The following is a 26,194-nucleotide window of genomic DNA, read 5'->3' as shown; positions in this document are numbered from 1 at the left end:
CCGTGCTCCGGCCGCCAGCGAGGCCCGCATTCCCTAACCCTCAGTCATCACCGCAGGTGCCCCCGGGCATCGGCGTCTTCTGCTGGAGTAACCGACGTTGAGCGCGACCGGATGGATCAGAGAGCGGTTCACCGGGCCGACCCCGGGACCCGCTCCGGGCACGACCGGCACCTGGCCGAGGACGGCGCTCGCGCTGCCCTTCATCGGCATGGCGCTGATCGTCGCCCTCGACTTCGTCAGCAACACCGAGGTGACGGTCGAACCGGCCCTCACCGCCGTCCCCGCGCTGGCCGCCGTGGTCAGCCACCGAACCTGGTACCCGCTCGCCATCGGCCTCTTCACCGAGGCGGTGGCCTTCCTGATGGCCTTCCGCAGCGACGCCCTCGACCAGTCCGTGCACGCCGCCAGCGTCTTCGCGATCCTGCTGGTCGCCCTGATCGGCTGGGTCAGCGCCACCCTTCGGCTGCGCCAGGAGCGGGCGCTGGCCGACGCCCAGCTCGTCGCCTCGATCGCCCGCCGGGTGCTGCTGCGGCCCGTCCCCGAGCGGGTCGGCACCGTCCAGGCGGCCGTCCACTACGAGGCCGCCGCCGCGCACGCCAGGATCGGCGGCGACCTGTACGAGGTGGTCAACACCCGGCACGGGGTGCGGGCCGTGGTCGGCGACGTCCGCGGCAAGGGCCTCGGCGCGGTCGAGACCGCCGCCGCCGTCCTCGGCGCCTTCCGCGAGGCCGCGCACCAGGAGCCCGCACTGGACCGGGTCGCCGGCTGGCTGGCCGTCAGCCTCGACCGGGCCCTGCACGAGAACGACCACCCGGGCGTGGAGGAGGAGTTCGTCACCCTGGTGCTGATCGGCGTCGGCGCGGACGGCACCGCGGAACTGGTCAACTGCGGCCACCCCTCGCCGCTGCTGCTGCGCGGCGGGGACGTCCGGCCGCTCGAACTCGCCGAGACCGTCCCGCCGCTGGGCGTCCTCGACCCGGCCGACGTCCGGCCGCCGGTGCACCGGGTGGCACTGCGGCCCGGCGACCGGGTCCTACTGTTCACCGACGGGGTGATCGAGGCCCGCGACCGCTCCGGCGCCTTCTACCCGCTCGCCGAACGCCTCCCGCGCTGCGCCGACGGCCGCCCGGCGGACGTCCTGCAGCGCCTGCACGAGGACGTGGTGCGCCACGTCGGCCGCCAACTCGGCGACGACGCGGCCATGCTGCTCCTCCAGTACGCGCCGGCCCCCGCCGCCGGCCCCCAACTACCGCACCAGCACGGCATCCTGTCCCGCCAGCGCTGATCTAGAGCGAGACCTCCACCAGCAGCGGCCGGTGGTCCGACACCGCCGCGCGCGGCGCCGCCGCCGGGCCGACCGCGGCGCGCGGCACACCGACCGCCAGCACGTGGTCGAACTGCACCGCCGGGCGGTGCGAGGGGTACGTCGGGGTGCGGGCCAGGTCGTACCAGCCCTGCAGCCGGGGGCGGGGCTCGCGCACCCGGCGCCGGCGCGGCTCGGCCAGGGCCGGCCGGGCCCGCCGGGCCGCCCGCAGCTCCCGGACCCGGACCCGCGCCCGGGGCGCGGTGCGCTCCAGCGCGGTCGCCCCGCCGAGGACGGTGCGCGGCACCGCGCCGACCAGGTTGAAGTCGCCCAGCACCAGGTACGGCTGTGGCAGGTCCGCGATCCACCGCCGGATGCCGGCCAGCTGCGCCATGTTCCACCCGGGGACGAAGGACAGGTGCGCCGCCACCACGGTGAACGGGCCGTGGTCGCCCTCCAGCACGGCCGCCAGCGCCGCCCGCGGCTCGTCCGGCACCGGGGTGAGCCCGCGCCGGCCGGCCACCCGCAGCGGCAGTCCGAACGGAGCCGGGGCGAACCGGCGGGCCCGCCAGTGCCGCACCGGCAGCCGGGTCAGCAGCGCGGTGCCGTACGAGGGCGGGGCGCCGTCGCCGACGTCGCCGGGCCCGTACACCCGCAGGCCGCCGGGCACGGAGGGCTCCGGCACCCAGCCCGCGACCGGCGCCGGGCGCCCGTGCAGGGCGGCGGCGAACCGCCAGTCGGCGGCCCCCATGGCTTTGGCGGCCACCGCGGCCTGGTCGGTGCCGCCGGAGCGGGACTGGTGGCGGTCCACCTCCTGCAGGGCCAGTACGTCGGCGTCCAGCGCGGCCACCGCCTCCGCCAGCGGCCCGCCGGCGTCGGCGGGGTAGGGCCGCGGGGCGCCGTCCGGGGCGAGCGGCTGACCGTGCAGCAGGTTGAAGGTGGCGATGCGCAACTGGCTCACACCGCACGACGGTACCCGCTCGCCGGGGGAGGGGGCGCGGCTTGAGCCTGTAGGGCATACCGGGTATACATACTGAGTATGTCCATCCGACACGGTCTGCTCGCCCTGCTCGACCAGGGCCCGCGCTACGGCTACCAACTGCGCACCGAGTTCGAGGCGCGCACCGGCGCCACCTGGCCGCTCAACGTCGGGCAGGTCTACACCACGCTGTCCCGACTGGAGCGGGACGGCCTGGTCGAGCCCGCCGGAGAGGACGACGAGGGCCACCAGTTCTACGCCGTCACCGAGGAGGGGCGCACCGAGTTGCGGGCCTGGTTCGACACCCCGGTGCCCCGGACCAACCCCCCGCGCGACGAACTGGCCATCAAGCTCGCCATGGCCGTCACCGTCCCCGGGGTGGACGTCTCCGCCGTCGTCCAGGGCCAGCGCCGCCACAGCATCAAGGCACTCCAGGACTACACCCGGCTCAAGGGCCGCGCGCTGGCCGGGGAGTCACGGCCCGGCATCGCGCCCTCCGCGAGCAACGACCTGGCCTGGCTGCTCGTCCTCGACCAGCTGATCTTCCAGACCGAGGCCGAGATCCGCTGGCTCGACCACTGCGAGACCCGGCTCCACCAGCACGCGGAGACCGAACAGGCCCGCGCCGCCGAAGCCGCCCGCGACGGCGGCGCCACGGCCGCCAGGCCCGCCCGCCGACGCTCGCGCACCTGACCGCGCCCGCCTGACCGCGCGCACCTGACCTCGCCCGCCGTAGCCCACGCACCCGACCCCGCCCGCCGCTGACGCACCTGACCCCGGCGGCCACCCGAACCATCGGCCCGGACCCGACGCCGAGCCCACCACCAGCACAAGGGGGGAACCATGTCCCACACCGACCCGGCCCGGCAGACGCCGGTACTGCACCTGGAGAACGTCACCCGAGTCCACGGCCAAGGCGCCGCGGAGGTCCAAGCCCTGCGCGGCATCGACCTCAAGGTCCACCCCGGCGAGTTCGTCGCCGTCATGGGCCCGTCCGGCTCCGGCAAGTCGACGCTCCTCACCCTCGCCGGTGGACTGGACACCCCGACCACCGGCCAGGTCCTCGTCGAGGGCGTCGCCCTCGGCGGGCTCAACCGCAAGCGGCTCGCCCAGGTCCGCCGCCGCTCCATCGGCTACGTCTTCCAGGACTACAACCTGATACCGGCCCTCACCGCCGGCGAGAACATCTCGCTGCCGCGCGAACTCGACGGCCTCTCCGCCCGCGCCGCCCGCCGCGAGGCGCTCGCCGCCCTGGAGGAGCTCGGCATCCCCGAGCTCGCCGACCGCTTCCCCGACGACATGTCCGGCGGCCAGCAGCAGCGCGTCGCCATCGCCCGCGCCCTCATCGGCGAGCGCCGCCTCGTCCTCGCCGACGAGCCCACCGGCGCCCTCGACTCCACCACCGGCGAGGCCGTCCTCGCCGTCCTGCGCGCCCGCTGCGACGCCGGCGCCGCCGCCATGATGGTCACCCACGAGGCCCGGCACGCCGCCTGGGCCGACCGCGTGGTCTTCCTGCGCGACGGCCGCATGGTCGACGAGAGCGTCAGCCAGGACGCCGCCAGCCTGCTCGTCAGCGCCGCCACCAACAGCATGAAGGTGGACGAGTGAAGCTCAGCGCCTGGCGGGTCGCCCTGCGCATCGCCCGCCGCGACGCCCTGCGGGCCAAGGGCCGCAGCGCCCTGGTCATCGCCATGGTCGCGCTGCCCGTCCTCGGCGTCACCGGCGCCGACGTGGTCTTCCGCAGCGCCGACCTCGAACCCGCCGAACACGTCGTGCGCGTCATGGGCCAGGCCGCCGGCGAACTGCAGATGGTCGAACGCGGCTCCACCGTCCTCCAGGCGCCCGACCCCGACAAGGGAATGACCACCAAGAGCGCCAAGGACGAGGCGAAGAACGGCGCCGCCCCCCAGTACACCCCCGCCCAGCAGCGCAGCCTCGACACCGAGCCCGCCGAACTGGCGAAGCAGTTGCTCCCGCCCGGCGCCACCCTCGTACCCGAGCGGCAGGGCCCCTACATCGCCGCCGGCAGCTCCCAGGGCCTGCTCAGCACCGGGACCACCGAACTGGACCTCACCGACCCGGTCTGGAACGGCCGCGTCAACCTGGTCAAGGGCCGCGCCCCCGCCACCGACGGCGAAGCCGCCGTCACCCGGGACTTCCTCACCCGCTCCGGCCTCAAGATCGGCGACCGGACCGCCGTCCGCGGCCTGGAGGACAGCCCCTTCACCATCACCGGCGTCGTCGAGTACCCCGGTGAACTGACGGCCACCGAGATCATCGCCCGGCCCGGCACCCTGATCAGCAAGCTCGCCAAGCTCCCCGGCGCCGACCGCAGCCGCAACGCCGGCACCGACGCGCCCACCCGCTGGCTCGTCAAGCTCCCCGCCGGCGCCACCCTCGACTGGCCCAAGGTCACCGAACTGGGCGGCTACGGCTTCGCCCTCGCCTCCCGCGCCGTCCTGCTCGACCCGCCGGCCCGCGCCGACGTCCCCTACTACGTCGAGGCCGACAAGCGCGGCGGCCCCACCCCCGGCTACCTCGACCGCACCTCCGTCGTCATCCTCGCCACCGTCGTCGGCATGGCCCTGCTGGAGATCGTCCTCCTCGCGGGCCCCGCCTTCGCCGTCGGGGCCAGGCGCTCCCGGCGGCAGCTCGGCCTGCTCGCCGCCGGCGGCGGTGAGCGCGCCAACATCCGCGCCGTCGTCCTCGGCGGCGGCATCGTCCTCGGCGTCACCGGCGCCGTCGTCGGCCTCGGACTCGGCATCGGCCTGGTCGCCCTGCTGCGCACCCGGGCCGAGGAGTACGCCGGCCAGCGCTTCGGCCACTTCAACCTCCAGCCGCTCGACCTGCTCGGCGTGCTCCTGGTCGGCCTGGTCACCGGCCTGCTCGCCGCCGTCGTGCCCGCCGTCCAGGCCTCCCGCCAGGACGTCGTCGCCGCGCTCACCGGCCGCGACTCGCTCAAGCCCCCGAGCCGCAGGCTCGCCGTGGTCGGCCTGCTGATGCTCGGCGGCGGCTCCGCGCTCGCCCTGCTCGGCGCCACCAGCGGCTTCGCCAACCGCAGCCTGTCCGTCCTCGGCGGCTCGGCCGTCGCCGAACTCGGCATGGTCGCCCTGACGCCCTACCTGGTCGGCCTGTTCGGCCGGCTCGGCCGCTGGCTCTCGCTCGGCCCCCGGCTCGCCCTGCGCGACTCGGTGCGCCACCGCGGCCGCACCGCGCCCGCCGTCGCCGCCGTGATGGCCGCCGTCGCCGGCACCGTCGCGGTCAGCGTCTACCTCGCCAGCTACGACGAGGGGAACCGCCGCGAGTACACCGCCGCCGCCCCCTCCGGCGCCGTCCTGCTCGGCAGCGGCTGGCTGCCCGCCTCCGAGGGCAATCTGCTGCCGCAGATGCGCGACGCGGTGGAACGCAACATCCCCGCCCTCGGGCCGCGCGCCGACGTCCAGCGCGTCAACTACAAGGGCGACTGCGCCGACGGCGGCAGCCGCTGCGGCTACATCCAGGTCGCGCTGCCCGAGGAACTGCGCTGCCCCGTCCTCGACGACACCGAGCGCAGCACCAGCGAGACGGAGCGCATCCTCGGCACCGACCCGCGCTGCCAGGTCTCGGGCCACCGCGGCAACCAGTTCAGCAACCTCTCCGCGGGCGACGCCACCCTGCTGCACAACCTCTACGGCGTCACCGACCCGGCCGCCGGGCAGGCCCTCGCCGCCGGCAAGGCCGTGGTCTTCGACGCGCGCTACCTCAAGGACGGCAAGATCGCGGTCGAGCTGAACGATCCGATGGAGGAGACCGTCGGGTCGTCCCACGGGCCGTCCCCCCGGAAGCGCGGCCACACCGAGATCTCCGTCGACGCCGTCCTCGCGTCCGCGGCGGTGCCGGCCAGCGGCCAGGCCGTGATCAGCCCCGACACCGCCACCCGGCTCGGCCTCACCACCGCCCCGACCGGGTCGGTCTGGCTGCCCGACAGCTCCCCCTCCGACGGCTCCCAGCAGAAGGCCAACGGGGCGCTGGCCAAGCTCACCGACCAGGAGGTCCTCTCGATCGAGCGCGGCTACCAGTCCAGGGCCGACCTGATCGGCCTCGGGCTGTCGATCTTCGCCGGCATCGTCGCCCTCGGCGCGGCCGGAATCGCCACCGGACTCGCCGCCGCCGACTCCCAGCGCGACCTGACCACCCTCGCGGCGGTCGGCGCCGAGCCCCGGATCCGGCGCACGCTGTCCGGCTTCCAGTGCGGGGTGATCGCCGCCATGGGCACCCTGCTCGGCACCGTCTGCGGGATCGTGCCGGCGGTGGCCCTGCGCAAGGTCCAGGGCGCGGCGGCCACCGTCCCCGGGATGCCCGCCGAGATGATCGCCAACAAGTCGGTCGTGGTCCTCCCGTGGCTCACCATCGGGTTCACCGTGGTGGCGCTGCCGCTGCTGGCGGCGGGCCTGGCCGCGCTGCTCACCCGCTCGCGGATCTCCCTGCTGCGCCGCTCCGGCTGAGGTCCGTGCACCCTCCCGTCACCCCCGTCCGCGCCCCCTCCAATCCGGGGGCGCGGGCGGGGGTGACGGAGGTTACAGCCCCAACGGCGCCCGGCAGCCGGACGGCCGGGGCGGGCACCCGCACGGGCGAACTAAAGTCGTCGGTATGACGAGAACTCCGGACAGCGTCGTCCGCTCCTTCATCGACCAGCACCAGGCCGGCTTCCTCGCCGACCTCTCCGAGTGGCTGGCCATTCCCTCGGTCTCCGCCGACCCGGCCCGCGCCGGCGACGTGCGGCGCTCCGCCGAGTGGCTGGCCGCCAAGCTGCGCGACACCGGCTTCCCGGTGGCCGAGGTGTGGGAGACCGACGGCCTGCCGGCGGTGTTCGCCGAGTGGCCCTCCGGGGACTCGTCCGCGCCGACCGTCCTGGTCTACGGGCACCACGACGTGCAGCCCGCCGCGAAGGAGGACGGCTGGGAGACGGAGCCGTTCACCCCGACCGTGGTCGGCGGGCGGCTGTTCGCCCGCGGCGCGGCCGACGACAAGGGCCAGGTGTTCTTCCACACCCTGGGCGTGCGCGCCCACCTGGCCGCGACCGGCCGCACCGCGCCGGCCGTCAACCTCAAGCTGCTGATCGAGGGCGAGGAGGAGTCCGGATCGCCGCACTTCGCCGACCTGGTCCGGCGCGAGGCCGGGCGGCTGGCCGCCGACGTGGTGGTCATCTCGGACACCGGCATGTGGTCCGAGACCACGCCGACCGTGTGCACCGGCATGCGGGGCCTGGCCGACGCCCAGATCGACCTGTACGGCCCGGACACCGACATCCACTCCGGCTCCTTCGGCGGCGCCGTCCCCAACCCGGCGCAGGTCGCCGCCGAGCTGGCGGCCGGCCTGCACGACGCCGACCGCCGGGTGGACATCCCGGGCTTCTACGACGGCGTGATCGAGCTGACCGACCGCGAGCGCGAGCTGTTCGCCGAACTGCCCTTCGACGAGGCGCAGTGGCTCAGGGTCGCCAAGTCGTACGGCACCCGGGGCGAGGCCGGCTATTCCACCCTGGAGCGGGTCTGGGCCCGCCCGACCGCCGAGGTCAACGGCGTCTGGGGCGGCTACACCGGCCCCGGCGGCAAGACCATCGTGCCGTCCTCGGCGCACCTCAAGCTGTCCTTCCGGCTGGTCGCCGGGCAGGAGGTGGAGAAGGTGCGCGAGGCCGTCCGGGAGTGGGTGGCCGCGCGGGTGCCCGAGGGCGTCCGCCACGAGCTGACCTTCCCGGGCGCGACCCGGCCCTGCCTGACCCCGCTGGACCACCCGGCGCTGCAGTCCACCGTCCGCGCCATGGGCCGGGCCTTCGGGCAGAAGATCCTCTTCACCCGCGAGGGCGGCTCCGGCCCGGCCGCCGACCTCCAGGACGTGCTCGGCGCGCCGGTGCTGTTCCTCGGCATCTCGGTGCCCTCGGACGGCTGGCACTCGGTCAACGAGAAGGTCGAACTGGACCTGCTGGCCAAGGGCGTGGAGACGGCCGCGTACCTGTGGGGGGACCTGGCCGAGAACTTCCGGCCCGGCGCGTGATCCCGCGCGGGCACACCATGGCAGTCAGATCACTCATCCGGATGATTCATCACGTGGGGATGGAACGAAGTGAGCACCGTGCCTGAGACCGAACGCCCACTGAACCTGGCACTGGCCCGGGCCGGGGTGGACCGGGCGGCCGAGCACCGGCTCGACGAGCCCTGGCTGGCCGCGGCCTGGAGCCACCCGGCCACCCGGGTGCTGCCGATCGCCGGCGGCGAGGCGTTCGTCGTCGACACCGCGCAGGGCACCGAACTCGTGCTGATGCCCTCCTTCGAGGCGCCGCAGACCGGGGACCGGTACTTCCTCGGCACCGACGAGGACGGCGTCTCGTACTTCGCGCTGGCCGGTGAGAGCCTGCCCGGGCGGCTGGACGGCGACGCCCGCCCGGCCGGGTTGCGCGAGGTCGGCGCGCTGCTGTCGGACCGGGACGCCGGACTGCTGGTGCACGCCGTCGCGCTGGAGCACTGGCACCGGCTGCACAGCTTCTGCTCGCGCTGCGGGCACCCGACCGAGAAGGCCGGTGCCGGGCACGTGCGGCGCTGCACCTCCTGCGCGGCCGAGCACTACCCGCGCACCGACCCGGCGGTGATCATGGTGATCACCGACGAGCAGGACCGCTGCCTGCTCGGCCGCCAGGCGCTGTGGCCGGAGGGCCGCTGGTCCACCCTGGCCGGCTTCGTCGAGCCGGGGGAGTCGATCGAGCAGGCGGTGGTGCGCGAGGTGCACGAGGAGGCCGGCGTGCGGGTCGGCGAGGTGCGCTACGTCGCCAGCCAGCCCTGGCCCTTCCCGTCGAGCCTGATGCTCGGCTTCACGGGCCGGGCGCTGCCGGGCGGCACGGCGATCACCGTGGACGGCGAGGAGCTGGCCGAGGCGCGCTGGTTCTCCCGTGACGAGCTGCGGGCCGGGATGGAGGCGGGGGAGATCCTGCCGCCCTCCGGGATCTCGATCGCACGCCACCTGGTCGAGCTCTGGTACGGCGGACCGCTGCCGTCGGCGGCGCGCTGGTAATCCCCGACGAACGGGGGGCGTGCGGGTTATCCCGCGCGCCCCCGTTTTTCTTTTCCCTTCCTTCCCTAATCCGCCACGATCAGATGTTCGTGGCCGGACGGGCCAGTTCTGCTACCGCCGCCCGCCACCCCGCAGCCGTCGTCAACCCGCGCGGACGACATTGCCGGAAACGGCTGAAACCCCGCCATCGCGCTCGCTACATTCACTCGGGTGACAATCCCCCGGGGCACCGCCCAATCCCCCAAATACCAGCGTCTCGCCGCCGACCTGCGCCGCCGGATCGCCGAGGGCGAGTTCACCGCCGACGCCGCACTCCCGGTCGAGAGCGAACTGGAACGCCAGTACGGAGTCGCCCGCAACACCGTCCGGCTCGCCGTCGACGTCCTGGTCAACGAAGGCCGCCTGGTCCGCCTCCAGGGCAAGGGCACTTACCTGCGGGAACACCCCGTCCTGGACCACCGCGCCTACGGCCCCACCCTGGCCCCCGCCCCCCGGGACTGCCTGGCCGTGCCCTCCGCCGTCTACCTCGGCGAGGCCGCCGAGGCCGGCCGCGAACTCACCACCGACTTCGAGATGATGATCGTCCGGGCCCGGGTCGACATCGCCGAACGGCTCGGACTGCGCCCCGGCGAGGCCATCGTGGTCCGCCGCCAACTGCGCCTGCTCGACCGCGAGCCGTACTCCATCGAGGAGAGCCACTACCGGGCCGGACTCGCCGCCGGCACCCCGCTGATGGAACCCGACCCGGTCGAGGGCGGCGACGAGGCCGTCCTCAACGAACTCGGCCGCACCGAGATCGGCGCCGTCGACCACCTGATCGCCCGGATGCCCGGCCCCGAGGAGGCCCAGTGGTTCCAGGGCGGCCCCGGCGTGCCGCTGATGGTCCAGACCCGCGTCACCTACGACCGGCGCGGGCCCGTCCGCGTCATCGAGACCCGCTACTCGGCCGACCGCAGCCGGCTCGTCTACGGCATCGGCGACCTCGGCGCGCGCGCCACCCTGCCCGCGCCCGCCGCACCCGTCGACCCCGCCAGGGCCGACGCGCAGTGACGCGCGCCGGCCCGGACCCCGGGCCGGCTCAGGCCGCTCGGACCACTCAGACCCCGAGGGCCTTCTTCACCTGCAGCAGGCTCGGGTTGGTCATCACGACCCGCTCGCCGCCGGCGTTCGGCGTCACCAGCACCGTCGGCACGGTCTGGTTGCCGCCGTTGACCGACTCGACGAACGACGCCGACGCCGGGTCCTCCTCGATGTTGACCTCCGTGTAGCCGATCCCCTCCCGGTCCATCTGGCTCTTGAGTCGGTTGCAGTACCCGCACCAGGTCGTGCTGTACATCGTCACGCTGCCGGACATCGAGGAGGCTCCTTCAGGAAGAGGGCGTACGGTCTCAGGGCAGGAACGCCCACCGCGCGACGGTCATTCCGCGCGGCCACGCTCCGTCGCACCACGACGGCGCCCGAACGGCCCCGCGCGCCCCGGTGCGCAGCGATCATCCTGCGATCACACCGTGCCTGTGGACAACCCCGCCCCCGTTGTCCCAGCGGGCTGAGAGGATGGAAAGCATGCAGGAAGACCTCTTGAGCGGCAGCCCGTCCGACGGCCCCCACGGCTCCCTCTGGGCCGACCCCACCGCCGCCACGGGCCCCGACGCCGTGCTCGCCGGGCTCGACCCCGAACAGCGCGCCGTCGCCACCGCCCTGCACGGGCCCGTCTGCGTCCTCGCCGGCGCCGGCACCGGCAAGACCCGCGCCATCACCCACCGGATCGCCTACGGCGTGCGCAGCGGCGTGTACCAGCCCCAGCAGGTCCTCGCCGTCACCTTCACCGCCCGCGCCGCCGGCGAGATGCGCGGCCGACTGCGCCAACTCGGCGCCGACGGCGTCCAGGCCCGCACCTTCCACGCCGCCGCCCTGCGCCAGCTCCAGTACTTCTGGCCGCGCGCCGTCGGCGGCCCCGTGCCCCAGCTGCTCGAACGCAAGGTCCAGCTCGTCGCCGAATCCGCCGGCCGCTGCGGCCTGCGCGTCCAGCGCACCGAACTGCGCGACCTCACCGCCGAGATCGAATGGGCCAAGGTCACCCAGCTCGGCCCCGACGACTACCCCGCCGCCGTCCAGAAGTCCGGCCGCGAAGCCCCCCGCGACCCGGCCGAGACCGCCCAGGTCTACCGCGTCTACGAGGAGACCAAGAGCCGCCGCGGCGTCATCGACTTCGAGGACGTCCTGCTGCTCACCGCCGCCATCCTGGAGGACCGCCCCGACATCGCGGACCAGGTCCGCTCCCAGTACCGGCACTTCACCGTCGACGAGTACCAGGACGTCTCGCCGCTCCAGCAGCGGCTGCTCGACCAGTGGACCGGCCCCGGCGGCGGCGCCAGCCTCTGCGTCGTCGGCGACGCCAGCCAGACCATCTACTCCTTCACCGGCGCCACCCCCGACTACCTGCTCAACTTCCGCACCCACCACCCCGAGGCCACGGTCGTCAAGCTGGTCCGCGACTACCGCTCCACCCCGCAGGTCGTCCACCTCGCCAACGGACTGCTCAGCCAGGCCCGCGGCGAGGCCGCCCGCCACCGCCTCGAACTCGTCTCCCAGCGCGAGGCCGGCCCCGAACCCGTCTACACCGAGTACGAGGACGAGCCCACCGAGGCCGAGACCACCGCCCGCCGGATCAAGGACCTGCTCGCCACCGGCGTGCGCGCCAGCGAGGTCGCCGTCCTGTTCCGCACCAACGGCCAGTCCGAGGTCTACGAGCAGGCCCTCGCCGACCTCGGCGTCCCCTACCAGCTCAAGGGCGCCGAGCGGTTCTTCGAACGCCCCGAGGTCCGCGACGCCGGCGTCCTGCTGCGCGGCGCTGCCCGGGCCGGCGCCGACCCGCTCACCGCCGACGCCCCCGACCTCGCCGGCCAGGTCCGCGCCGTCCTCGCCGCCCGCGGCTTCACCGCCGAACCGCCCGCCGGCTCCGGCGCCGTCCGCGACCGCTGGGAGTCCCTCGCCGCCCTCGTCCGGCTCGCCGAGGAGTTCGAGCGCACCCGCACCGCCGCCGGCCACAGCGCCGACCTCGCCGCCTACGTCGCCGAACTCGACGCCCGCGCCGCCGCCCAGCACGCCCCCGCCGTCGAAGGCGTCACCCTCGCCTCGCTGCACGCCGCCAAGGGCCTCGAATGGGACGCCGTCTTCCTCGTCGGCCTCACCGAGGGCACCCTGCCGATCATCTACGCCAAGACCGACGAGCAGATCGAGGAGGAGCGCCGACTCCTCTACGTCGGCGTCACCCGCGCCCGCAGGCACCTCTCCCTCTCCTGGGCGCTCAGCCGCTCCCCGGGCGGCCGGGCCAGCCGCAAGCCCAGCCGCTTCCTGGACGGGCTGCGTCCCGGCTCCAGCGCCCCCGGCGCACGCACCGGCGGGCGGGGCGGGCGCGGGGGCGTGGAGCCCGGCGAGCGCTCCGCCGGACGGCGGGTCCGCGGCCCGGTCAAGTGCCGGGTCTGCGAGAAGGTGCTCACCGAGGCGGTCGAGCGCAAGCTGCGCCGCTGCGAGAGCTGCCCGTCCACCATGGACGAGGCGCTGTACGAGCGGCTGCGCGAGTGGCGGGCCCGGCAGGCCAAGAAGCAGGGGGCGCCGGCCTACGTGGTGTTCACCGACGCCACGCTCATGGCCATCGCCGAGGACGTGCCGGCCAGCCGCCAGGAGCTGGCCGTGATCTCCGGGGTCGGCGCGATGAAGCTGGACAAGTACGGGGCGGCCGTGCTCTCGTTGTGTGCGGGGGAGGAGCCCGAGGAGGATCCGGACGGCGTCGAGGACGGCGAGCCGGTCGATCCGGCGTGAGCCGGTCCGGGCGCGGTCCAGGGGAGTCTCCCGGGGGCCGCTCGGGGGACATTCGAACCCGCCGTGAAAAATAGTTTGCGCGGCATACCGGGAGCGCAATAGCCTGCCGGAGCGGTCAAGGGGACGAGATCGCACGGGGTGACACCTGTGCCGAATCCCCTGCACCCAACAGCTTCACCGAGACAGACATCCGAACATTCGGAGCCGGGGCGACCTGGCTCCGCGAGACGCCGAGAGGAGGCGATGACAGTGGGAAACATCATGATCACCAAAATGACTGGCCAGACCGTTGTTGCTGCCTCCCTGCGTGCCGCCCGTCTGCGGGCGCTCGCCGAGCTCGGTGGAACCGGTCTGGGTCTCGACACCACCGGTGTCTCCGTCGTCCCCGCTGTCAGTGGCCTTGGACACACTGATGTCTGCGCCGCGGGCGGCAGGAACGTCGAAGGCACCTCCGTCGAGGCCGGTCTGTCCGGCGACTGGGCGTCGTTCGGCACGTCGCGCTCCCTGCGTGATGAGCGACCGACCCAGGCACCGAAGGCAGTCGTAGCAGCCGCCATGCATGGCGACTATGCGCAGGTCGTCGGTGCCGGAAACGCCCAGAAGCAGAACGAGCAGCAGATTAACCAGGCCATGGCCGCCTTTGCGGGCGCCACGGCCATCCGGATGCGGGCCTTCCGCGGGCCTGAACCCTGGAGAGAACGAACCTGAGTAAGCCTCAGGTCGGCACCTCCAGGGCCGCGGAACCCGTCACACCGGGATCCGCGGCCCTTCTGTTTTGTCCGGTACGCAAGACCACCCAGGCCCCCCGGGGCCTCCGGCCCAGACCCACCAGCCATCTGGGCCGGAACCACTGAAAAGACGAGGAAGACGCCACAGTGTCCACGGTCATCACGCCGCCCATCCCGTCCGTACCGCCGACAAGCCAGATCACCAAGGCCGACCAGGCCGACCCCCCGGAGGTTCTTTCCATGCAGATCAGCTCCATCGAGCAGGCCGAGGCGCTCGGGCTCCCCATCCCCTGCCGCGCCTTCGACCCCGAGGTCTTCTTCGCCGAGACGCCCGCCGACGTCGAGTACGCGAAGTCCCTCTGCGGCACCTGCCCGGTCAAGGACGCCTGTCTGACCGGTGCGCTGGAGCGGCGCGAGCCGTGGGGCGTCTGGGGTGGCGAGCTCTTCGTCCAGGGTGTCGTCGTGGCCCGCAAGCGGCCGCGTGGCCGTCCGCGCAAGACCGAGGTCATGGCGTGAACCCCGCCCACGGCGCCAGGGCCGTCCGCCGGGGAGAGCAGCCCCTGCTGGACAGCTCCCTCCGCCGTTCCGTCCGGATCGCCGCCGCCAAGGCCGACGCAGCCCGGCCAGCCCCCTTCCCGAGCACGCACCACGAGCAGGACCACCACATGACCGCCGCCGCCATCGATCCGACCGTCCGCGCTGAGCAGACCACCGAACTTCAGATCCAGAACAGGACCCTCGAAATGCAACTCCTCCACGAATCCCTGGCCCGGGCCCATATGCAAGAGCGCCTGCACGAGGCCGAGCACCAACGCCTCGTCACCCGGGTCGCCCGGGCCCGCCGGCTCAAGCAGCGGGCCGAGCGCGCCTCGCTGCGGGCCCGCAAGGCGATCGCCGTCGCCCTGATGTAGCCACGGCTGTCGTCGCGGCTTTCGTCGCGGCGCGAGGCCTCCCCGCGTTCCACCCCCGTCGTGCCGCAGGCCGCCCCCCGTCACGGGGAGCGGCCTGCGGTCGTCGGGGGCGTTGTGGTCAGCTCTTGCGGGTGCGGTTGGCGGGCTCGCCGCCTGCCGGCTTGCGACCGGCCGGCTTCGCCGTCCCCGCCGATCTCGCCGTCCCCACCGGGTTGGCCGGCTTCGCCGTCGCCGCCGGTTCCCGACCGGCGAACTGGGGCAGCCACGCCAGCATCTCCGCCCGGAACGGCGCCTGGGCGCCCAACTGGCAGAGCACCCCGATGGTGCTCAGCGTCACCCGATGGATCAGCAGGTACGCGGGCGGCAGGTTCAGTTGCTTGCCCAGGTTGTAGGCGGGCGAGCGCGGATCGGCGATCCGGGCCGCCTGCGCGCGCATCCAGGCCCGGGTGAAGTGGAAGCTGTCCACGGCGGCCGGCTCGATGATCGGCCGCAGGTAGTCCAGCACCGCGTCCGGGTCCAGCTCGATCGAGGGCTTGACGAAGCCCTCCTCGCGCAGCATCTTCAGCACGCCCGCCGCGTCGCCGTCCAGGGCCATCCGCAGCGACGCCCCGATCGGCGCGGGCAGCCCGCCCGGCAGCCGGTCCACCGTGCCGAAGTCCAGCACCCCCAGCCGCCAGCCCGACGCCGGGCCGTCGTCCTTCAGCAGCCGGAAGTTGCCCGGGTGCGGGTCCGCGTGCAGCAGGCCGGTCCGGGAGGGGCCCGCGAACAGGAACCGGGCCAGCAACTGCCCGGCACGGTCGCGCTCCTCCTGGGTGCCGCCCGTGATCACCTCGGCCAGCGGGGTGCCGTCCATCCACTCGGTGACCAGCACCTGGTCGGCCTGCGCCACCACGCCGGGCACCACGATGTCCGGGTCGCCGGCGAACTCCTCGGCGTGGCGGCGCTGAGCCTGCGCCTCCAGCTCGTAGTCCAGTTCCTCCGACACCCGTTCGCGCAGCTCGGCGATCAGCGGCTTGATGTCCAGCCCCGGGATCAGCGGGCCCAACAGCCAGGCCACCCGGCTCAGTTGCGTCAGGTCGGCGAGCAGCGCGTCGCCCGCGCCCGGGTACTGCACCTTGACCGCGACCCGGCGCCCGTCGTGCCAGACGGCCCGGTGCACCTGCCCGATCGAGGCGGCCGCCGCCGGCCGGTCGTCGAACTCCCGGAACAGCTCGCGCCAGCCGTCCCCGAGCCGCTGGGCGAGCGCGGTGTGCACCTTGGCGGCGGGCATCGGGGGAGCGGCGTCCTGCAGCTTGGTGAGCGCGGCCCGGTACGGCCCGGCGACCTCCTCGGGCAGCGCGGCCTCGAAGACGGACAGCACCTGCCCGAACTTCATGGCCCCGCCCTTGAGTTCACCCAGGACTTTGAACAGCTGGTCGGCGGTGGCCTGCTGGAGCTCGGCCGTCACCACCTCGGCGGAGCGCCCGCCGATGCGCTTGCCCAGACCGAGTGTGGCGCGTCCGGCTATCCCCAGCGGCAGGGCGGCGAGCCGTGCCGTGCGGGTCACTGCCTTGCGCGGAAGATCGCTCACCCGGGCCTCCATTCCCTGGCCCCCCGACACCGGACGGCCCACCATCACTAGGCCATTGTGCCCGCTCCCCGCCCCGCGACCGCCGGTATTTCGCCAGGCGGGGAGGGGGCGCCCGTACGTGGGCCGCGACCGCTGTCCCTTTGCGGGGGAGTTGGACGGCTTGGTCCGGTCGGCCCGGCGTGGTGGGCGGGCGGTGGCTGCGCGCCGAGTGGAGTGCCCGCGGGTTGTCCGGCCGGCGGGTCAGCGGGGCAGACGGAGGGCCAGGCCGTCCAGGACCACGGCGAGGCCGTAGGCGAACTTGGCGTCGCGCGTGGCGGCCGGGTCCGGGTCCGCGGAAGCGGCCGAGTAGGCGGCGGCGAGGTGGGCAAAGCCCGCGGTGGCCTCCCGGGCGGCGGGCATCAGCCGGGCGACGAACGCGGCCTCGCTCTCACCGGCCCGGGCGACGGTGGTGAGCCAGGCCGCCTCCGTGGTGCTCATGCCGACGACGTAGGAGATGACCGTGTCGATCGCCCGGACCGGCTCGGGGAAGCCGGCCGAGGTGAAGAAGGCGGTCAGCCGCTCGCCGTAGGACAGCAGGTTGGGGCCGAGGTGGGCGAGGCCGGCCTGGCCGAGGACGGACGACAGCCAGGGGTGGCGCAGGGCCGTCGCCCGGAAGGCGCCGGCGGCCTCGGTGGCGGCGGCGCGCCAGTCGGGGCTGTCGGCGGGCGGGAGGGTGATCTCGCCGAAGACCTCGTCCACCGCGAGCTCCATCAGCTCGTCCTTGGTCGCCACGTGCCGGTACAGGGAGGTGGCGCCCGCGTTCAGCCGGGTGGCGAGCTTGCGCATGCTCAGGGCCTCGATGCCCTCGGCGTCCAGCATGGTGATCGCCTCGCGGACGATCGCGGCCCGGCTGAGTGCGGGCTGGTCGGGCTCGCGCTGCCGACGGGCCCATACGGACGGGATCGGGTTCGTTTCGGCGGCCATGGCGGCTCCCCTTCCCTCTGCTCCTGCTTCGCTGCGTACACCGTTCGCATTGAGCGTACAGGATTCGGATATTGCGCACGCTGTTCCGCCATGCGTACAGTGTGCGCAACGAAGGAACGGGGTGCGCACCGGGGGAACGGTGTGCGCAGAATGGAGGGGTGGCTGATGACAGCGCTCAACGCGACCGAGGGCCGCAATCCGCACCGCTGGTGGATCCTGATCGTGCTGTGCCTGAGCTCGCTCGTCCTGGTGGTCGACAGCATGGCGCTCACGGTCGCCGTGCCCTCGATGACGGCGGACCTCGGCGCCAGCGCCCAGGACACCCAGTGGATCCTCGACTCCTACGTCCTGGTCTTCGCCGGGCTGCTGCTCACCGCCGGCAGCCTCGGGGACCGCTTCGGCCGCCGGAAGATCATGATCATCGGGCTGCTGCTCTTCGGGGCGGCCTCCCTGGCGGCCACCTTCTGCACCAACCCCGGCGAGGTGATCGCGGCCCGGGTCGCCATGGGCGTCGGCGGATCGCTGATCATGCCCTCGACGCTGTCGATCCTCATCACCGTCTTCGACGAGGACGAGCGCAACAAGGCGATGGCCGCCTGGAGCTCGGTGGCGATGCTGGGGCTGGTCGGCAGCCCGGTCCTCGGCGGCGTGCTGATCAACCACTTCTCCTGGCACTCGATCTTCTTCATCAACGTCCCGGTCGTCGCCCTGGCGATCCTGGCCGGCCTGCTGCTGATGCCGGAGTCCAAGGGCCCGTGGCAGAAGCCCGACCCGCTCGGCGCGGTGCTCTCCGCGGCCGGCATGACCGCCCTGGTCTGGTGGATCATCGAGATCCCTCAGTACGGCGCCTTCGGCGGCCAGTCCCTGGTCACCCTGGCCATCGCGGTGCTCGCGCTCGGCGGGTTCGTGGCGTGGGAGAACATCACCTCCGCGCCCATGGTTCCGCTGGCGCTCTTCAAACACCGCAACTTCAGCGGGGGCTCGCTGTCGCTGACCCTGGTGCAGATCGGCAACGGCGGCCTGCTGCTCGTGCTCACCCAGTACCTGCAGTTCGTGCTCGGCTACTCGCCGGTCAAGGCGGGCCTCGCGTTCGTGCCGCTGGCCATCGCCGCCCTGATCGGCAACGGGGTCGGCGCCAAGTTCGCCGCCACGATCGGCAACCGCCTGCTCATCCTCACCGGGATGCTCGTCATGGCCGCCTCCTTCGCCCTGCTGACCACCGTCACCGCCGGCACCGGCTTCACCGTCCCGGCGGTCGCCCTCGGGCTGCTCGGCCTCGGCGCGGGCCTGGCGATGCCGGCGGCGGTGGGCGCGCTGATGGGCACCATCCCGCCGGAGCAGGCGGGCGTCGGCTCGGCACTGAACGACACCATCCAGCAGGCCGGTACCGCGCTCGGCATCGCCATCCTGGGCTCGCTGCTGTCGAGCGGTTTCGCCGCCGAGATGCCCGCCGGGATGCCGGAGGAGGCGAAGCACTCCGTCGGCGGGGCGCTGGCACTGGCCAACGGGGACGCCGGGCTCGTCCGGACCGTCCGGGAGGCCTTCACCTCGGCGATGTCGACGACCTTCACGATCAGCGCGATCGGGGTGCTGGCGGCGGCGGTGGTGGCCACGCTGGTGATGCGCGACCGGAAGGCCGGGACGGCGGCGGGGGAGCCGGTGGCCGGGGCGTCGGTGGAGGACACCGGGATCGCCGCCTGACTCCGTTGGACCTGGCTGGTCCACCTCGCTGCGAAGGCCGGTGCCCCTGGGGGCACCGGCCTTCGGTGCGGTGGGGTGGGGCGGTGGTGCGCAGGAAGTCGGGCGGGCCGACTTCCTGCGCATGGTTCTTCGTCTGATCTCTGGGGCCCCTCCCCCCCGCCCCCCACCCTCCCCTCCTCCCGCCCACCACCTCCCGCTGGCAACGGCGGATCCCCGCCTTGCATGGCCCGCGCCCTGCCCCAGGCAGGGCGCGGGCCATGGGCTCACCTGGCCATGGGCTCACCTGGCCATGGGCTCACCTGGCCATGGGCTCACCTGGCCGGGCGCCGGCCCGGGCCGCCGTGGCGTGGGGTCGGGCGGCTGCCGAGCCTCGCAGCCGCCGGGCCTGCGCCCGGCAGGTTCCTCTCCTCGGCCGGGCCCGTGCCCGGCGGGTTCCTCTCCTCCTTACCTCGGTGGCTGCGGCTGCCAGAGGCACCCGCAGTCCGGATGTCCGCGCAGTCGCAGACGTCGTGGCATCCCTTCGCCGGCCGATACCTCGCACCACCCGTCCACGCTCGGCGGCCGCCCGCCGTCCAGGTGGATCTGGACGTGCAGTGCCGCCAGGCCGGCCACCATCGTGGCCAGGGCCGTGTCGCAGGCCGGGGTGCGCGCCCGGCCGGGCCCGCCGTCCGCCAGCTGGGCCAGGATCCGGGGCCAAGCGGCGTCCTCGTCCTCCCGGCGCAGGACCAGGCAGTGTCCGCAGGCCGACACCCCTGGCAGCACCAGGGGCCCGACCACCCCGAACTCCTCGACCACTCCGACGTACAGGTGCGGCACCCCGGCCCGGAGCAGCAGCCGGGCCTCGTACGTCCCGCCGGCGAACGCCCCGCTCCCGTCCCGGGGCGCGAGCACCACGAGGTCGGGCGGCGGCCCGTCGGGCTTTCGCCGGGGCACGGGCACCATTGGTCGGCCCGACGCCCGTTGCACGGCCTCCCGGGCGGCCGTCAACCGCAGCCGCCCGACGTCCCCCGGCGGCAGTCCTGCCGGAGAGCAGTCCCCGGGGCGCACCCGGCCGCCGTCCACCACGGTGACCGTGCCCGCCCCGCCGGCCGAGAGCACGGCCGCCACGGCGGCGCCCACCCGGCCCGCGCCGCGGACCTCGATCCGGGCGCCGGCCCGCCGGGCCAGGACCGCCGGTGCGGCGCCGGGGCCGGAGTGGACCAGGGACAGTGAGGCGAGGTCCGGCCCGAGCAGGTCCCGGTGGGGCTGGGGGAAGCGGGCCAGCGCGGTGCCGGTCGCCTCCGCGTCGTCCAGTAACCCGGTCTCCTCCAGGTCGGTCAGCAGTGCGTCGGCGGGCTCCCGGCCCAGGCCGAGCTGCTCGCCGGCCTCCAGCAGTTCGGGGCGCTCCCTGGTCCCGTCGACCAGGCCGAGGAAGTCGCAGAGGGTCTTGTCGGCCTGGCCGAGCACCCCGGCGTAGCGGGTGATGGTCCCGAACTGCAGGGTGTCGGAGTCCCGCCAGCTGCGGGACAGGGCGGGCTTCAGTACGAGGCGCACGGCGATCTCCCTTCCGATCGTTTCCGGACGGCTGACCGCAGCATGCCCCATCGCGCCGACGCCGTGCGCAAAGTTATCCACAGGCTCGGGCTCATGATCACATCATCTGTTCGCAGACCCTGTGGATAACTGCCCATCCGCTCCGGCGCCAGTTTCCGGACACCCGCCGTCGACTTTTCGTTCCCGATCACTCCACGAAAGATTTCGGCCACGGCACCGGACTTCTGTCCGTGGTACCGGGTAACGTCGTGTGCCATGGCAGCCGAGCGGGACTCCCATCCACCGGCGTCGCGTCGGCGTGCCCGTGCAGCGTCCGGGTCGCAAGTGGCGGCGCCCGGCACGCGTGGGCGTCGGGACCAGGATCAGCAGGCGAGGCCCGCGTCGCCGCAGCACCCACCCGCCGCCGCGCCACCGGAGCCGCACGACCGCGGCCGGGTGGAAGTGCGCCGCAGCGCCCGCCGCAGCCGCACCGTCTCGGCCTACCGCGAGGGCGACCGCACGATCGTGCTGATCCCGGCCCGGATGTCGCACGCCGAGGAGCAGCGCTGGGTCGCGCAGATGCTGGAGAAGCTCGCCGCCCAGGAGAGCCGCCGGATCCTCGGCGACGACGCGCTGATGGACCGGGCCCGTGGGCTGTCGGCCGCCTACCTGGGCGATCGTGCCCGGCCCGCCCAGGTCCGCTGGGTCACCAACCAGAACTCGCGCTGGGGCTCGTGTACCCCCAGCGAGGGGACGATCCGCCTCTCCCACCGTCTGCAGGGCATGCCGGAGTACGTCCTCGACTACGTGCTGCTGCACGAGCTCGCCCACCTGCTGGTGCCGGACCACGGCCCGGCGTTCTGGGCCCTGCTGGAGGCCTACCCCCGGACCGAGCGGGCCCGCGGCTACCTGGAGGGCGTGGTCTCGGCGGCCCGGCTGCCGCACATCCCCGGCGCCCGGCACGCCGACCGGGATGCCGATCCGGCCTGTTCCTGCGGCTGACGGCTTGACGCCCGGCCGGGAGGTGGCGGTGAAGAGGGCGGCGAGGAGAAAGACGCGGAGAACGACGCGGGGAACGAAAAGAGGGGGCGCGGGCCGTATCGGCCCGCGCCCCCTCTTCGGGTTTCACCTCAGCTGGTCAGCCGGCGTGCCCGTGCCACCAGGTCCCGCACCGAGTGGTCGGTCAGCTCCGGCATCCGGTCGTAGTCGAACCAGCGCAGGTCCAGCGACTCCTCGCTGATCAGCGCCTGCGCACCGGCCGGGGCCACCGCGATGTACTGGACGTCCAGGTGGGTGTTCTCCGGCCGGTCCTTGCCGGTGCAGCGGACCAGGTGCCGGTCCAGCTTGGCCGGCACCGGGACGCCGTCCACCTCCAGCAGGGACAGGTCGGGGATGCCGGACTCCTCGACGGCCTCCCGCAGCGCCGCCGACGCGAGGTCCCGGTCGTCGGGCTCGCAGTGCCCGCCCATCTGCAGCCAGATGCCGACCTTGGGGTGCAGGGTCAGCAGCACCCGCCCGGCCGCCGGGTCGACGACCGCCGCGCTCGCGGTGATGTGCGCGGGCAGGCAGGACCGGTACAGGCCCTCGGGCTGCTCGGCCAGGTGCGCCAGGTAGTCGAGCCGCAGCCGGTCCTGCTCCTCGTGGGCGGGGCGCCACCCGGTCAGGGTGCGCACGGCGTCCGCGTGCAGGGACGTCGCCCCGGTGTCGGTGGCCGTCATGCGGTGGGCTCGCCCTTTCCGTCGGTGCCGTCGCCGTCCTGCTTCGGCTCGTCGCTCTTCGCCGGCCCGTCGTTCTTGGTGAGGTCCGGCTTGGCGGCGGTGCCGCCCGCGGCGGCCTCGCCGAGCAGCTTGTCGATCGCGTCGAAGTCGAGGCCGCCCTCCAGGTCGCCGGTGCCCCGGTGCACGAAGGCGTCCGGGTCGTCCAGGTCGGCGGCGGTGGGCAGCATGTCCGGGTGCTGCCAGAGCGCGTCGCGGCCCTCGATGCCGCGCGCGTCGGCGAGCAGCGCCCACAGCCGGGCGGCGTCGCGCAGCCGGCGCGGGCGCAGCTCCAGGCCGACCAGGGTGGCGAAGGTCTGCTCGGCGGGCCCGCCGGCGGCGCGGCGGCGGCGGACGGTCTCGCGCAGCGCGCCGGCCTGCGGCAGGTGCGGTTCGGCGGCGGCGTGCACGACCGCGTCGACCCAGCCTTCGAGCAGGGCGAGCGCGGTCTCCAGGCGGGCGAGCGCGGCCTTCTGCTCGGGGGTGTCCTCGGGCTGGAGCAGCCCGCCGGCCAGCGCCTCCTGGAGCGCCTCCGGGTTGTTCGGGTCGAGCTGGCCGACGAGCTCCTCCATCCGGGAGGTGTCGACCTTGATGCCGCGGGCGTAGGCCTCGACGGCGCCGAGCAGGTGGGCCCGCAGCCACGGCACGTGGGCGAAGAGCCGCTGGTGGGCGGCCTCGCGCAGGGCGAGGTAGAGCCGGACTTCGTCGGCGGGCACGTTCAGGCCCTCGCCGAACTCGGCGACGTTCTGCGGCAGCAGTGCGGCCTTGCCGGCCGGGGCGAGCGGCAGGCCGACGTCGGCGGAGCCGACCACCTCGCCGGCGAGGGCGCCGAGCGCCTGGCCGATCTGGGTGCCGAACATGGCACCGCCCATGGAGCGCATCATGCCCATCAGCGGGCCGGCCATGGCCTGCATCTCCTCGGGCAGGACGCCGCCCATGGCGTTGCCGACCCGCTCGGCGACCGGGTCGACGAGGTCCTTCCAGACCGGGAGGGTGGCCTCGATCCACTCGGCGCGGCTCCAGGCGACGGCGGAGGCGGCGCCGGAGGGGAACTCGGTGACGCCGTCGAGCCACAGGTCGGCGAGCCGGACGGCCTCGGCGACGGCGGAGTGCTCGGCGGCGCTGACCGAGCGGTCCTTGCTCTTGCCCTCGGCGGGTTCGGCGACGACGCTCTGGCGGGCGATGTTCTTGGCGAGGTCCCAGTTCACCGGGCCGCCCTCGAACGAGAGCATCTGCCCGAGCTGCTGGAACGCGCTGCCGAGGTCGTTGGGGTTGAGGCCGCCGAACATCGCGGCGAACGGGTTTTCGGCCCCGCCGGGGCCGCCCGGGGCTCCGCCGCCGGGCATGCCGGGCATGCCGAACAGGGCGCCGAACGGGTTGCCGGCGCCGAAGCCGAACGGCTGCGCGCCGCTCTGGTCGGAGCCTGCGGGGCCCTGGTCCTTCTTCTGCTGCTCGTTGTCGGGCTTGGCCTTGCCGTCCTCGGGCTCCTCGGGCGGAACGCCGAATCCGAAGGGAAGGTCGCTCACGGGGTCCTCGATCCGGTCGGCCGTCATACGGGTGTGGCGGGAAGTGCTGCCCGCCCGGGGCACCAGCGGAGTGGGGGACTCGTGGGCGGCTCCAGTGCGGCAGGCCCGCGCCGGGTGCACCGCCGGGCCTTCGCCTCGGGCAGGATGGACGTACGTGACACACGTCCGTACGCACATAAGCTAACCGTGGAGGATGGTCGGTGAGTTCCCCGCCTTCGGACGTTCGCTCTGGGCTGACCGGAGACGAGGACGCCCCGGACATCACGGCGTCGCCGCCTCCAGCCTACGGCGGACGGCCGCTGACCGTGGCCGTCACCGGTGCCGCCGGCGTGATCGGCGAGCGGGTCGCGGCCCGTCTGGTCGCCTCGCCGCACGTGCGCAGGGTGCTGGCGGTGGACGACCGGCGCGGTGAGGTGCCGGGTGTGCAGTGGCGGGTGCTGGACGTGCGGGACCCCGCGGTGGCCGAGCGGTTGTCCGGGGTGGACGTGGTGGTGCACCTGGCGATGGACTTCGGCATGGAGTCGGATCCGCGCGCCCGCAGCGCCTACAACGTGCGCGGCGCGCAGACCGTGCTGACGGCGGCCGCGGCCGCCGGGGTGCACCGGGTGGTGCTCTGCACCTCCGCGATGGTCTACGGCGCGCTGGCCGACAACGAGGTGCCGCTGGCCGAGGACTCCGAGCTGCGGGCGACCGAGGAGGCCTCGCTGGTCGGGGACCTGCTGGAGATCGAGCGCCTGGCCCGCCGGGCGCCGCGCGCCCACCCGGGGCTGCAGGTGACGGTGCTGCGTCCGGCGGTGGTGGTCGGCCCCGGCGTGGACACCGTGCTGACCCGGCACTTCGAGGCGCCGCGGCTGCTGGTGGTGGCCGGTTCCCGCCCGTGCTGGCAGTTCTGCCACGTGGACGACCTGGCGGCGGCGCTGGAGTACGCGGCGCTGGGCCTGGTGGAGGGCGAGGTGACGGTCGGCTGCGACGGCTGGCTGGAGCAGGAGGACGTGGAGCGGCTGTCGGGGATCCGGCGGATGGAGCTGCCGGCCTCGCTGGCGCTGGGCACCGCGGCCCGGCTGCACCGGCTGGGCCTGACCCCGGCCCCGGCGGGGGACCTGGCCTACACGATGTACCCGTGGGTGGTGTCCGGCAGCCGGCTGCACGAGGCGGGCTGGCGTCCGGAGCACAGCAACGAGCAGGTGCTGGCCGAGCTGCTGGGCCAGGTCGCGGGGAAGCACGCGGTGGCCGGGCGCCGGCTGGGCGGCAAGGAGGCCGCGACCAGCCTGGGGGCGGCCGGGGCGACGGTGGCGCTGGTCGGTACGGCCGCGCTGGTGCGCCGGGCCCGCAAGCGGCGCCGCTTCTGAGGCCGGTGGCCCCGAGGGCTGGAGCAGGTTTTCTCACGATGCGGAATCCCGCCATCGTGATGCGGAACCCGCTTGCCTCAAACCACCCGGGATGGGGAATCATGGGGGCATGCCCGAGAACCAGGACCCCATCCGCCTGCTCGCCGTCCGCGACACCCCGCTCTCGTTGGACGAGGTGTACGAGGCGGTCGGCGACGACGCGGCCGGCGGGACGACCGTCTTCGTCGGGACGGTCCGCGACCACGACGGCGGCAAGTCGGTCACCGCGCTGGAATACAGCTGCCACCCCACCGCCGAGCAGGAGATGCGCCGGATCGCGGAGAAGGTGGTCGCCGACTTCCCGGTGCGGGCGCTGGCCGCGGTGCACCGGGTCGGCCGGCTGGAGATCACCGACAAGGCGGTGATCGTCGCCGTGTCCTGCGCCCACCGGGGCGAGGCCTTCGCGGCCGCCCGGCGGCTGATCGACGACCTCAAGCACGAGGTGCCGATCTGGAAGCACCAGGTCTTCGCCGACGGCGAGGAGGAGTGGGTCGGCGCCGGCAACTGCTGACCCGGGCGCCCCCTGTGGGCCGGACCGGATCGGACCGGACGGGACCGGACGGGGTCGATTGGCTGCGGAGAGTCGCCGCATGTGCACGGAATGCGACGGGCATGCCGGACGGGCCGGGCTCTCACTCGAACGGGTCCGGGTCAGTGGGCCGAATACTCCCTGGCAGTGAGCCGATCGGCCGTCCCGTAACCCGGACGGCGCCGCCCGCGTTGTCCGCCGGAGTGGTTAATCTGCTCATAGACACGACGAGCTGGGAGTACTGATATGGGTGCGCTCGCCTGGTTGATCATTCCGGTCATCGCCGTCCTGCTCGCCGCCTTGTGGGCGGGCTGGGCCCAACGCGCCCCGAGGGCCACGGGGGACCCGGCCTCGCTCGCCGAGCACCGGCGCTTCATGGCCGCGATGGAACGCACCACCGCCGGGAGCACCGCCTCCGAGGACGGTTCCGGCCGGTAGCCCGGGGGGCGTCCGCTCATCCGCGT

At 74.1% G+C, this 26,194-nt stretch carries 23 protein-coding genes; 16 read left to right on the top strand and 7 right to left on the bottom strand.

Annotated elements, in window-relative coordinates; translation table 11 throughout:
- Positions 1-97: 97 nt before the first annotated feature.
- Positions 98-1,285 carry a PP2C family protein-serine/threonine phosphatase gene (locus A6F73_RS12785; RefSeq protein WP_079135641.1) on the top strand — a complete coding sequence of 396 codons (1,188 nt, stop codon included), beginning with the start codon at positions 98-100 and terminating at the stop codon, positions 1,283-1,285.
- A 1-nt stretch (position 1,286) separates the two neighbouring features.
- Here A6F73_RS12785 and A6F73_RS12780 read toward each other — a convergent pair whose 3' ends face one another.
- Positions 1,287-2,264 (bottom strand): endonuclease/exonuclease/phosphatase family protein, encoded by a 978-nt coding sequence (locus A6F73_RS12780; protein ID WP_063347910.1) that lies wholly within the window; start codon positions 2,262-2,264, stop codon positions 1,287-1,289.
- 78 nt (positions 2,265-2,342) lie between these two features.
- On the opposite strand from A6F73_RS12780, the gene A6F73_RS12775 reads away from it, so the two are divergent.
- The 6 genes from A6F73_RS12775 to A6F73_RS12750 all read left to right on the top strand — a co-directional run bounded on the left by A6F73_RS12775 (position 2,343) and on the right by A6F73_RS12750 (position 10,376).
- Positions 2,343-2,975, top strand: coding sequence for a PadR family transcriptional regulator (locus tag A6F73_RS12775; protein WP_063347909.1), 633 nt, complete (start codon positions 2,343-2,345; stop codon positions 2,973-2,975).
- Between the two features lie 150 nt (positions 2,976-3,125).
- Positions 3,126-3,890, top strand: coding sequence for an ABC transporter ATP-binding protein (locus tag A6F73_RS12770; RefSeq protein ID WP_063347908.1), 765 nt, complete (start codon positions 3,126-3,128; stop codon positions 3,888-3,890).
- Positions 3,887-6,766, top strand: a complete 2,880-nt coding sequence (locus tag A6F73_RS12765; protein ID WP_063347907.1) for an ABC transporter permease — start codon at positions 3,887-3,889, stop codon at positions 6,764-6,766. Before A6F73_RS12770 ends, A6F73_RS12765 begins: the two co-directional genes overlap by 4 nt.
- A 145-nt stretch (positions 6,767-6,911) precedes the next feature.
- Positions 6,912-8,315 (top strand): dipeptidase, encoded by a 1,404-nt coding sequence (locus tag A6F73_RS12760; protein ID WP_063347906.1) that lies wholly within the window; start codon positions 6,912-6,914, stop codon positions 8,313-8,315.
- Between the two features lie 69 nt (positions 8,316-8,384).
- The gene (gene nudC, locus A6F73_RS12755; protein ID WP_208869073.1) at positions 8,385-9,326 is read left to right on the top strand and encodes an NAD(+) diphosphatase; all 942 of its coding nucleotides are present in this window, start codon (positions 8,385-8,387) and stop codon (positions 9,324-9,326) included.
- A gap of 210 nt (positions 9,327-9,536) precedes the next feature.
- Positions 9,537-10,376: a GntR family transcriptional regulator gene (locus tag A6F73_RS12750; RefSeq protein ID WP_063347904.1), complete on the top strand. Its 840-nt coding sequence runs from the start codon at positions 9,537-9,539 to the stop codon at positions 10,374-10,376.
- A gap of 46 nt (positions 10,377-10,422) precedes the next feature.
- Here the strand turns inward: A6F73_RS12750 and A6F73_RS12745 are convergent, their stop codons facing one another.
- A complete protein-coding gene (locus A6F73_RS12745; protein WP_063347903.1) occupies positions 10,423-10,680 on the bottom strand; it encodes a mycoredoxin in 258 nt (85 codons plus the stop codon).
- Between the two features lie 299 nt (positions 10,681-10,979).
- Here A6F73_RS12745 and A6F73_RS12740 point away from each other — a divergent pair, with 299 nt between their 5' ends.
- From A6F73_RS12740 to A6F73_RS40405, 4 genes are all read left to right on the top strand, one after another.
- Positions 10,980-13,148 carry an ATP-dependent DNA helicase UvrD2 gene (locus A6F73_RS12740; protein ID WP_063351156.1) on the top strand — a complete coding sequence of 723 codons (2,169 nt, stop codon included), beginning with the start codon at positions 10,980-10,982 and terminating at the stop codon, positions 13,146-13,148.
- Positions 13,149-13,397: 249 nt separating this feature from the next.
- Positions 13,398-13,856: a hypothetical protein gene (locus A6F73_RS12735; RefSeq protein ID WP_159398439.1), complete on the top strand. Its 459-nt coding sequence runs from the start codon at positions 13,398-13,400 to the stop codon at positions 13,854-13,856.
- A gap of 218 nt (positions 13,857-14,074) precedes the next feature.
- A complete protein-coding gene (locus A6F73_RS12730) occupies positions 14,075-14,392 on the top strand; it encodes a WhiB family transcriptional regulator (RefSeq protein WP_279634952.1) in 318 nt (105 codons plus the stop codon).
- Positions 14,389-14,787 carry a hypothetical protein gene (locus A6F73_RS40405; protein ID WP_063347901.1) on the top strand — a complete coding sequence of 133 codons (399 nt, stop codon included), beginning with the start codon at positions 14,389-14,391 and terminating at the stop codon, positions 14,785-14,787. Before A6F73_RS12730 ends, A6F73_RS40405 begins: the two co-directional genes overlap by 4 nt.
- Before the next feature lie 118 nt (positions 14,788-14,905).
- Here A6F73_RS40405 and A6F73_RS12720 read toward each other — a convergent pair whose 3' ends face one another.
- Positions 14,906-16,357, bottom strand: coding sequence for an AarF/ABC1/UbiB kinase family protein (locus tag A6F73_RS12720; protein WP_079135639.1), 1,452 nt, complete (start codon positions 16,355-16,357; stop codon positions 14,906-14,908).
- 240 nt (positions 16,358-16,597) lie between these two features.
- The gene (locus A6F73_RS12715; RefSeq protein WP_063347900.1) at positions 16,598-17,320 is read right to left on the bottom strand and encodes a TetR/AcrR family transcriptional regulator C-terminal domain-containing protein; all 723 of its coding nucleotides are present in this window, start codon (positions 17,318-17,320) and stop codon (positions 16,598-16,600) included.
- Positions 17,321-17,485: 165 nt separating this feature from the next.
- Here A6F73_RS12715 and A6F73_RS12710 point away from each other — a divergent pair, with 165 nt between their 5' ends.
- The gene (locus A6F73_RS12710) at positions 17,486-19,021 is read left to right on the top strand and encodes an MFS transporter (RefSeq protein ID WP_063351154.1); all 1,536 of its coding nucleotides are present in this window, start codon (positions 17,486-17,488) and stop codon (positions 19,019-19,021) included.
- A 444-nt stretch (positions 19,022-19,465) separates the two neighbouring features.
- Here the strand turns inward: A6F73_RS12710 and A6F73_RS12705 are convergent, their stop codons facing one another.
- A complete protein-coding gene (locus A6F73_RS12705; protein ID WP_063347899.1) occupies positions 19,466-20,554 on the bottom strand; it encodes a ThiF family adenylyltransferase in 1,089 nt (362 codons plus the stop codon).
- Between the two features lie 435 nt (positions 20,555-20,989).
- On the opposite strand from A6F73_RS12705, the gene A6F73_RS12700 reads away from it, so the two are divergent.
- Positions 20,990-21,535: a M48 family metallopeptidase gene (locus A6F73_RS12700; RefSeq protein WP_244293373.1), complete on the top strand. Its 546-nt coding sequence runs from the start codon at positions 20,990-20,992 to the stop codon at positions 21,533-21,535.
- A gap of 128 nt (positions 21,536-21,663) precedes the next feature.
- On the opposite strand, the gene A6F73_RS12695 is transcribed toward A6F73_RS12700, so the two are convergent.
- Together A6F73_RS12695 and A6F73_RS12690 are read right to left on the bottom strand one after the other, a co-directional pair.
- The gene (locus A6F73_RS12695) at positions 21,664-22,251 is read right to left on the bottom strand and encodes an NUDIX domain-containing protein (protein WP_063347897.1); all 588 of its coding nucleotides are present in this window, start codon (positions 22,249-22,251) and stop codon (positions 21,664-21,666) included.
- The gene (locus tag A6F73_RS12690; RefSeq protein WP_063351153.1) at positions 22,248-23,813 is read right to left on the bottom strand and encodes a zinc-dependent metalloprotease; all 1,566 of its coding nucleotides are present in this window, start codon (positions 23,811-23,813) and stop codon (positions 22,248-22,250) included. Before A6F73_RS12690 ends, A6F73_RS12695 begins: the two co-directional genes overlap by 4 nt.
- A 260-nt stretch (positions 23,814-24,073) precedes the next feature.
- On the opposite strand from A6F73_RS12690, the gene A6F73_RS12685 reads away from it, so the two are divergent.
- From A6F73_RS12685 to A6F73_RS12675, 3 genes are all read left to right on the top strand, one after another.
- Entirely contained in the window at positions 24,074-25,162 is a 1,089-nt protein-coding gene (locus A6F73_RS12685) for an NAD-dependent epimerase/dehydratase family protein (RefSeq protein ID WP_063351152.1), read from the top strand.
- Between the two features lie 109 nt (positions 25,163-25,271).
- The gene (locus A6F73_RS12680) at positions 25,272-25,712 is read left to right on the top strand and encodes a molybdenum cofactor biosynthesis protein MoaE (RefSeq protein ID WP_244293372.1); all 441 of its coding nucleotides are present in this window, start codon (positions 25,272-25,274) and stop codon (positions 25,710-25,712) included.
- Between the two features lie 264 nt (positions 25,713-25,976).
- The gene (locus A6F73_RS12675) at positions 25,977-26,168 is read left to right on the top strand and encodes a hypothetical protein (RefSeq protein WP_063347895.1); all 192 of its coding nucleotides are present in this window, start codon (positions 25,977-25,979) and stop codon (positions 26,166-26,168) included.
- The last annotated feature ends 26 nt before the right edge of the window (positions 26,169-26,194 follow it).

Source organism: Streptomyces sp. MJM8645, assembly GCF_001625365.1.
Classification (GTDB): domain Bacteria; phylum Actinomycetota; class Actinomycetes; order Streptomycetales; family Streptomycetaceae; genus Kitasatospora.
Note: the sequence above shows the minus strand (reverse complement) of the source record. Positions and strands in the feature narration are given on the sequence as shown.

What these genes read in the sequence shown, in the direction of transcription:
- A6F73_RS12675 (WP_063347895.1), top strand. Translation starts at nt 25,977, where the DNA reads ATGGGTGCGCTCGCCTGGTTGATCATTCCGGTCATCGCCGTCCTGCTC.
- A6F73_RS12710 (WP_063351154.1), top strand. Translation starts at nt 17,486, where the DNA reads ATGACAGCGCTCAACGCGACCGAGGGCCGCAATCCGCACCGCTGGTGG.
- A6F73_RS12775 (WP_063347909.1), top strand. Translation starts at nt 2,343, where the DNA reads ATGTCCATCCGACACGGTCTGCTCGCCCTGCTCGACCAGGGCCCGCGC.
- A6F73_RS12715 (WP_063347900.1), bottom strand. Translation starts at nt 17,320, where the DNA reads ATGGCCGCCGAAACGAACCCGATCCCGTCCGTATGGGCCCGTCGGCAG.
- A6F73_RS12745 (WP_063347903.1), bottom strand. Translation starts at nt 10,680, where the DNA reads ATGTCCGGCAGCGTGACGATGTACAGCACGACCTGGTGCGGGTACTGC.
- A6F73_RS12760 (WP_063347906.1), top strand. Translation starts at nt 6,912, where the DNA reads ATGACGAGAACTCCGGACAGCGTCGTCCGCTCCTTCATCGACCAGCAC.
- A6F73_RS12680 (WP_244293372.1), top strand. Translation starts at nt 25,272, where the DNA reads ATGCCCGAGAACCAGGACCCCATCCGCCTGCTCGCCGTCCGCGACACC.
- A6F73_RS12695 (WP_063347897.1), bottom strand. Translation starts at nt 22,251, where the DNA reads ATGACGGCCACCGACACCGGGGCGACGTCCCTGCACGCGGACGCCGTG.
- A6F73_RS12770 (WP_063347908.1), top strand. Translation starts at nt 3,126, where the DNA reads ATGTCCCACACCGACCCGGCCCGGCAGACGCCGGTACTGCACCTGGAG.